Below are 7,792 nucleotides of genomic sequence, written 5' to 3'. Positions count from 1 at the left end.
AATGAAAATGGATTTATATCGTTTCAGATGAAGGTCCAGTTTATTAATTAAGGAATGTATTCAAATAGAATACGGCTCAAGCTAAATTTAAACACCAGCACATTAGTACGCCTTGCCCCAGTACACCATATGTTCAGCTTTTTTACCACAACATACACATTCTCCTGCTAACTGTTCTTGCTCAAATGGTATACAACGTGATGATACACCTGCTTCTTCTTTTAATTTTTCTTCACAAGTTAGCTCACCACACCACATTGCTTTAATAAATCCTTGTTTTTCGTCAGCTGCTTGCTTCATTTCTTCAAAGGTCGTAACACTATATGTGTGTTCATCACGAAACGCCTTTGCTTTATTAAATAAAGTATGATGAATCTCATCAAGTAACGCTGTAATTCGTTCTTCTAATTGATTCATGGATACAAATTCTTTTTCCTTCGTATCACGTCTCACAAGTACTACTTGGTTCTTTTCAATATCTTTTGGACCAACTTCTAATCGAATTGGAACACCCTTCATTTCATACTCATTAAATTTCCATCCAGGCGTTTTATTACTAGCATCTATCTTCACACGAGCAACTTTTTGAATACGACCTTGCAACTGCGTTGCCTTTTCTAGAACGCCTTCTTTATGCTGCGCAATTGGTACGATAACAACTTGTACTGGTGCCACTTTAGGCGGCATTACTAACCCGTTATTATCACTATGGACCATAATCAATCCACCGATCATTCTTGTTGATACACCCCAAGATGTTTGATGTACATATTGCCATTTCCCATTCCGATCTAAAAACTTAATATCAAATGCTTCAGAGAAATTCGTTCCAAAATTATGAGATGTTCCTGTTTGAAGCGCTTTTCCATCGTGCATTAAGCTTTCAATCGTATAGGTTGCCTTTGCTCCTGCGAACTTTTCTTTATCCGTTTTCTGCCCTTTAATGACTGGAATAGCTAAGTAATCTTCACAAAAAGAAGCATATAGATTCAAAATGTTTAATGTTTCCTTTTGAGATTCCTCTGCCGTTTCATGAATTGTATGACCTTCTTGCCATAAAAATTCAGTTGTACGAAGAAATGGTCTCGTCGTTTTTTCCCAGCGGACTACTGAACACCATTGATTATATAATTTTGGTAAGTCGTTATAAGACTGGACAATTTTTGAAAAATGCTCGCAAAATAACGTTTCAGATGTTGGACGTACACAAAGTCTTTCCGCTAACTTCTCATCTCCTCCATGTGTAACCCACGCTACCTCAGGTGCAAACCCTTCCACGTGGTCCTTCTCCTTTTGAAGTAAACTCTCTGGAATAAACATTGGCATATACACATTCTCATGACCAGACTCTTTTAATTTTTTATCCATCACTTTCTGCATATTTTCCCATAATGCGTACCCATATGGGCGTAAGATCATACATCCTTTTACACTTGAATAATCCACAAGTTCAGCTTTCTTTACAATATCGGTATACCACTGTGCAAAGTCTTCTTCCATTTTTGTAATGGCTTGTACCTGTTCTTTTGCCATAGCTATTCCTCCTTTAGAAAATAAAAAAAGCCCGTGTCCCCAAAATAGGGACCGAGCTTTTGCCGGCGTTACCACCCTGATTCATGCACAAATAAATTATACATGCTCTCTTTTTGATAACGGGAATTTCCCGCTGCATATGCAGAACGCAAAGGTAGGTTCCATATCGCCTTTTTAAGAATCTTCCAGCCAAACGGATTCTCTCTCTACAAAAAAGGTGGGACATGTACTAATCCTTTTTCATCGTTATAACAAGATAAATTTGTTGAATATCATAATATAAATTCTATTTCAAAACAATAGCTACTTTTCTTATTTTTATATATTCTTTTCATTTTTTTCTGTTTTATACTGCATTTATACATAAGTTTTCCGAAAGAGTTTTACGATTTGATGAGTAATCATACCGATAAGTGTTCCCACTAAAACAAAGAAACATGCAATACCGTAACCCATTCCATCCCATCCGCCAATAGCGAAGATTGTAACTGGAAAGAAAGCTAAACAAAGAAGAATTAAAATGAGTGCAAATATAATATCAAATGATCTCTTTGGGAATCGCTTCTTTAATAAAAATGAAACAGCAAATACAATGAGAATTGTTACAGCCCCAATTATAAAAAACACTTCAAATCCATCCATCCCATTCCCTCCTTCCATTCATTTCCCTATAATATATATTATATGTTTAAAAATTCAAAAAATAAATAATAAACTTTCTTCAAATATAAGTTTTTATAACTAGGTGTTAATAGTAATATATAATAATAGGTTACATATAATCAGGAGGTATACACAATGGGAAACCCATTAACAAATCATGTAATTATTTTATCTTTTGACTGTTTATCAGCTTTAGATTTTCCTATATTACAAGAACTTCCTCATTTTCGTTCTTTAATAGAACAAGGTGCAATTGCAAAAAAGGTAGAAGCTATTTATCCTTCTGTAACATATCCAAGTCACGCCACTATTGTCACTGGTAACTATCCTAACAAACATGGTGTTGTAAATAATACATTACTTCAGCCTGGCCGGGAATCACCAGATTGGCATTGGTACCGCCGTTCCATTAAAGGAACGACATTATATGACGAAGCAAGAAAAGCAAATTTAACGACTGCTGCTCTCCTATGGCCAGTTACAGGAAGGGCAAAAATCGACTACAACTTACCTGAAATCTTTCCAAACAGACCGTGGCAAAATCAAATTCTTGTTTCATTATTTAGCGGAAGCCCGTTGTATCAGCTAGATTTAAATCGTCGTTTTGGCCATATTAGAAATGGATTGTCACAGCCAGAGCTTGATGATTTTGTCCTTGCCTCTGCTGTACATACCATTCAAACAAAAAAACCTAACGTTATGTTTGTACACTTTACAGATTTAGACACGCAAAGACATTATCATGGATTTACTTCTAAAGAAACCCAAGCAGCTATTCATCGACATGATGAACGACTAGGGCAAATCATCAATGCATTGCAAAAAAGTGGTATGTACGAAAACAGTACAATTATTGCTCTTGGTGACCATAGTGCTCTAAGTGAAAATAAAGCAATTCAATTAAATGTTCTTTTCCATCAAAAAGGACTAATTTCTGTAAACAAAAAAGGAAAACTAACAAGTTGGAAAGCCTATTGTCAAAGCTGTGACGGCTCTGCCTACGTGTATGTGAAAGATAAAAATGATACTCAAACCATCCAAACGGTTCAACACCTTCTTGAAGAACTTCTTCAAGATAAACAAAATGGAATCGAATTTGTTCTCCATGATGAAGATGCAAAAGAGCGCGGTGCTGATGGAAATTGCCTTTTCATGTTAGAAGCAAGAGAGGGCTATTACTTCATTGAAAATTATACGGGAGATTTTATAAAAGAAATTACAGAAAAAGATGTAACTTCCAATAAAAAGTATACATTTGGTACACATGGATATTCTCCGACAAAACCAAACTATGAAACAATCTTTATCGCCTCTGGAAAAGGAATTCGTCAAGGTGCAACCATTCCATATATGAGATTGATCGACGAAGGCCCTACCATTGCCAGATTACTTGGATTACACCTTGGTGAGACAGACGGAACTGTGATAGAGGATTTACTTCAATTGTAAAGAAATGTGTATATGTAAAAGTTATGTAAAACTTATCTCTGTTTCTCTTTTTTAAATTTTTATTTTTGTACACTAATATTAGAACATTTTTAAGGAGGAACATTTTATGAAAAAAATGTCCAGGCAAGAAAAGAGCTGGATATTGTATGATTGGGCAAACTCGGTATACTCGCTCGTCATTACAACTGCAATATTTCCGATTTATTTCAAAGCTGCAGCAAAAAATGCAGGTTTATCAGGTGCAACTTCAACGGCTTTTTGGGGATATGCGAATTCTTTCTCTACGCTTTTAATTTCCATTCTTGCTCCTATTCTTGGTACAGTTGCTGATTATAAAGGGTTTAAAAAACGCTTTTTCACATTCTTTTTTGGACTCGGCATTATATTTACAAGCATGTTAGCAGTTGTTCCTACATCACAATGGCACTTACTCCTAGGATGCTATATGCTCGCTTTAGTTGGATTTGCTGGGGCGAATATTTTTTATGATGCGTTCTTAGTAGATGTAACATCAGCAGAGAGAATGGATCGAATTTCAACACGCGGTTTTGCACTCGGTTATATTGGAAGCACAATTCCTTTTATCGCTTGTATCGCTCTTATTATCCTTGCACAAAAGGGAGCTATTCCATTATCAGTCGGCATCGCTAGTCAAATTTCCTTTGCAATTACAGCACTTTGGTGGGGATTATTTACAATTCCAATGCTTAAAAATGTAGAACAAACGCACTATATTGAACGGCATCCAAGACCAATTACAATGAGTTTTAAACGTTTAGCTATTACTTTTAAAAATATTAAGCAATATAGAACTGTATTTTTATTCTTACTCGCTTACTTTTTCTATATCGACGGGGTTGATACAATTATTACCATGTCCACTGCTTATGGAACAGATCTCGGGATTAGTGCAACAAGCTTACTTATCATTTTGTTTGTAACACAAATTGTCGCTTGTCCATTCGCTTTGTTATATGGAAAACTCTCTGAAACATTCACAGGTAAAAAGATGTTATATGTCGGTATTATTATTTATATCATTATTTGCACATATGCTTATTTCTTAAAAACAACACTAGATTTTTGGATTCTGGCAATGCTTGTTGCAACTTCTCAGGGCGGGATTCAAGCACTCAGCCGCTCTTATTTCGCTAAATTAGTTCCGAAAGAATCCGCAAATGAATTCTTCGGATTTTATAATATTTTTGGTAAATTCGCAGCTATTATGGGACCTGTATTGGTCGGTGTAACAACTCAATTAACAGGAAAAACAAACGCTGGTGTACTAAGTGTTATCGTCCTATTTGTTATCGGTGGATTTGTACTAACACGAGTACCCGAAAATGCTCCTTCTGTTACACCCCCTGCTCCAAAATCAGAAACACTATAACAAAAATGTCCCTTTCTATATGACAGGGACATTTTTTTATGGATCTTCTATCTATACCACTTACCCCGAAGCTCTGTTAAGCAATAATAAAGTGCAAATGCCATAGCACTTACCCCTACTACAAGCAGAAACAATAAACTCATTTTACTTTCCTAAAAATTGTCTTTCCTTATTGCTTATATAAAAATAATTTATCAACAGTTGTCCCTAGCACTTCAGCCAAACGAAATGCTAGTGCTAAACTTGGATCATATTTATTATTTTCAATTGCATTTATCGTCTGTCTTGATACTTTACACTTATCAGCTAATGCACCTTGTGAAATATTATTTTCAGTGCGCAATTCGTAGATTTGATTTTTCACGCTATTTCTCCTAACCTGTAAAATCGGTTTTACAACATCAGTATATATTCGGTACATATAGTTGTCAAAAAATTTCCAGACAAAAAAGGAGCGGTAACTGCCCCCTTTTTCAAAACCGACCGTTCAGTCTAATTCAGTGTAAGAAAAAAGCTGCTGATTTAAGATTCAGCCGCCATTCCTTGTAGTAATACATCGATTGCCTTTTTGTAAATTCGCTTCATCTCTGTAGAATCTAGCTCATAGTAAAGTACGCCAAGTCCAGATAATAAACCATTTACAATATACATAAGATCACGAATATCATCTTGACGGAATTCTCCGGATTTTATGCCTTCTTCAATTAATTTTTCAAAGACAGCATATGACGCTCTTGCTAAAACTAGCATTTCATCTAGAATCTCTTTGCTCACCACTTGGCTTGTAGAAAATTCTTCTACTGCACTAAAAATAGGATGTTGCGTGTCTTCTACATGATATTCAGCAAGACCATATAATTTTTCAGTACTCGTACGATACTGCTTTTCCTTCACATTCCATTTTTCAAGCCAATCATACGTATGTTGTTTTACTACAAATAAAAATAATTCTTCTTTACTTTTAAAGTGATAATAAATACTACCTTTACTACGCTCTGTAATTTCACAAATATCTTCCATAGATGTTGCGGCATATCCTTTTCGTGAAAACAATTCTTCCGCTTGATAGGCTATTTCTTTTTTTATCTCTTCTGCACTTTTTCTCATATTTACACCTCATAAAACCGACCGTTCAGTCCAATAATAACAAATATAAAACCTCCATTACAAGAGGCTATATTCCTGATTTAAGAAAATATATTTTCAAACCACGTTTTAATCATATGGATAGCTCCAATCTTAAAGCCCAATTTAATAATAAATACACCACCTGCCACTAATAAAAATAATGCTACTTTTCCTTTATTTTTAACTTCTGGCTTTTTCTCCATGTTCATTCCCCTTATAACATCATATATTCCTGATTTATCAATATATCACTCTTAAACAAACGTTTGTTTAGCTGATTCTATACAGGTTTAGGCCAACTAATCAAACGTTTGTTTAAAAAGGAATACGCCCATAAAGAGCGCATTTTTCATTAATCTCCACCGCCGCCACAGCTACCACCATCACCGCCTGAAAAACCGCTATCTCCCCCAGAGAAACTTCCGCAATCATTTGAACTATCACTATCTGATCCTGCAAAGAAAATTGGTGTAGAAGTAGTTGTAGTTGTAGTTGTTGTACTATCTCCACTACCTGTTTTATAAAGGTTCACTTTCTTTCTGCTTGCCCGAATTGATTTTGCAATCATTCCAATTAAAACTAAAAATAATAGTGCCGCTATTGCAAATCCCATATAAAAGGCCCCCTTTATTTTTCAACTAATCGTAGTACTCGCTCTATCTTCTCTAAAGAAATAAATCGTGACTCACGAAGTATCTCTTTACCCTCATGAAATAATAAAACTGTTGGACCTGTAAACACTAAATACTTCCCTGAAATTTCTCTCATATCCTGTAGTGAGATTACAATGTTTTCTACACCTTGATAGTGTTCTAATAAGCGACTTACTTTCTCTAACATCACATCACAAACACCACAGTTTTCAGTTTTGATGAATAAAAGTGCTAAGTCTTTTTCTTCAATATATGCTACTAATTCTTCTATCGTTTGAAAATCTCTCATATTATCCCTCTTAACGTAATTTACGAAACACTTGATTTTGGTACATACGAAATGCCGAATTTCCTTTTATTTTTCTCTTTTCCATTAACTGTTGAAATCGCAGCGTTTTTGCAGTTAACTCTTCTTGCAATCTTGTTCTCTCTGTTTCATCATAACAACACGCAATTAAATCCTCTATTTTCAATATATCCTTTTGTAGTTCCATCTCTGCTGGAATCATTCGAGCATTTTTCAAAATCTTATAGCTCATTCTAAGATCTGGAGGTACCATTGAAAGGTCTTCTAATTGCAGTGGTCTTCCTTTACCAGGTAGATCATCAAGATCACCATTATGAACTGCTTGACGAATTCTTTCCTCAGCAATACTCAAGAAAACATCCACTTCCTTCCCTCCCCTTACATATTTTTACTATTATTTTACATGAAATTTTAAAATGTCGCTACGATGTGAAGTAACACCCTTACACAATTTTTTCTCAAATTATCTTCTAAACAACCTAATTTTCATATTGAGAAAGTCTTTCTCTTTACTGATGGGGCCTTTTCAGTCTAAATTTTAAGCTAATATTTTTACTTTTTACGTAGTTCTCACCTTTATTTTTTTAGATTAGACATATAACCCAATCCATAAAACAGATTATTATTATATTCTATTTTATATATGAAGTTCGTGTGAAGTTGAATTGA

General features: G+C 34.8%; 10 protein-coding genes and 1 other annotated feature. Of the genes, 2 read left to right on the top strand and 8 right to left on the bottom strand.

Translation table 11 applies throughout. The features are described 5' to 3' along the window. Positions 1-102: 102 nt before the first annotated feature. Together proS and V7183_RS05220 are read right to left on the bottom strand one after the other, a co-directional pair. Entirely contained in the window at positions 103-1,533 is a 1,431-nt protein-coding gene (gene proS / locus V7183_RS05225; protein ID WP_335358913.1) for a proline--tRNA ligase, read from the bottom strand. Positions 1,534-1,576: 43 nt separating this feature from the next. Continuing rightward, positions 1,577-1,786: a binding site (T-box leader), on the bottom strand. A gap of 104 nt (positions 1,787-1,890) precedes the next feature. Next, the gene (locus tag V7183_RS05220) at positions 1,891-2,175 is read right to left on the bottom strand and encodes a YesK-like family protein (protein WP_097898711.1); all 285 of its coding nucleotides are present in this window, start codon (positions 2,173-2,175) and stop codon (positions 1,891-1,893) included. Between the two features lie 156 nt (positions 2,176-2,331). Here V7183_RS05220 and V7183_RS05215 point away from each other — a divergent pair, with 156 nt between their 5' ends. After that, a complete protein-coding gene (locus tag V7183_RS05215; RefSeq protein ID WP_335358912.1) occupies positions 2,332-3,645 on the top strand; it encodes an alkaline phosphatase family protein in 1,314 nt (437 codons plus the stop codon). 106 nt (positions 3,646-3,751) lie between these two features. Continuing rightward, a complete protein-coding gene (locus tag V7183_RS05210; RefSeq protein WP_097898709.1) occupies positions 3,752-5,035 on the top strand; it encodes an MFS transporter in 1,284 nt (427 codons plus the stop codon). A 169-nt stretch (positions 5,036-5,204) separates the two neighbouring features. On the opposite strand, the gene V7183_RS05205 is transcribed toward V7183_RS05210, so the two are convergent. The 6 genes from V7183_RS05205 to V7183_RS05180 form a co-directional block, all read right to left on the bottom strand. Continuing rightward, positions 5,205-5,456 carry a helix-turn-helix transcriptional regulator gene (locus tag V7183_RS05205; RefSeq protein WP_097898708.1) on the bottom strand — a complete coding sequence of 84 codons (252 nt, stop codon included), beginning with the start codon at positions 5,454-5,456 and terminating at the stop codon, positions 5,205-5,207. Positions 5,457-5,557: 101 nt separating this feature from the next. Then, complete coding sequence (locus V7183_RS05200; RefSeq protein WP_335358911.1) at positions 5,558-6,142, bottom strand: TetR family transcriptional regulator C-terminal domain-containing protein; 585 nt, start codon at positions 6,140-6,142, stop codon at positions 5,558-5,560. Between the two features lie 80 nt (positions 6,143-6,222). Next, positions 6,223-6,366: a histidine kinase gene (locus tag V7183_RS05195; protein WP_097898706.1), complete on the bottom strand. Its 144-nt coding sequence runs from the start codon at positions 6,364-6,366 to the stop codon at positions 6,223-6,225. A 149-nt stretch (positions 6,367-6,515) separates the two neighbouring features. After that, positions 6,516-6,776: a hypothetical protein gene (locus tag V7183_RS05190; protein WP_335358910.1), complete on the bottom strand. Its 261-nt coding sequence runs from the start codon at positions 6,774-6,776 to the stop codon at positions 6,516-6,518. 14 nt (positions 6,777-6,790) lie between these two features. Beyond that, positions 6,791-7,105: a thioredoxin family protein gene (locus V7183_RS05185; protein WP_335358909.1), complete on the bottom strand. Its 315-nt coding sequence runs from the start codon at positions 7,103-7,105 to the stop codon at positions 6,791-6,793. Between the two features lie 10 nt (positions 7,106-7,115). After that, entirely contained in the window at positions 7,116-7,487 is a 372-nt protein-coding gene (locus V7183_RS05180; RefSeq protein ID WP_097898703.1) for a DUF1992 domain-containing protein, read from the bottom strand. Positions 7,488-7,792: the final 305 nt, after the last annotated feature.

Source organism: Bacillus sp. JJ1127 (genome assembly GCF_036965845.1).
Classification (GTDB): domain Bacteria; phylum Bacillota; class Bacilli; order Bacillales; family Bacillaceae_G; genus Bacillus_A.
The sequence above is the reverse complement of the archived record's forward strand: the minus strand, read 5'-3'. Positions and strand labels throughout refer to the sequence as shown.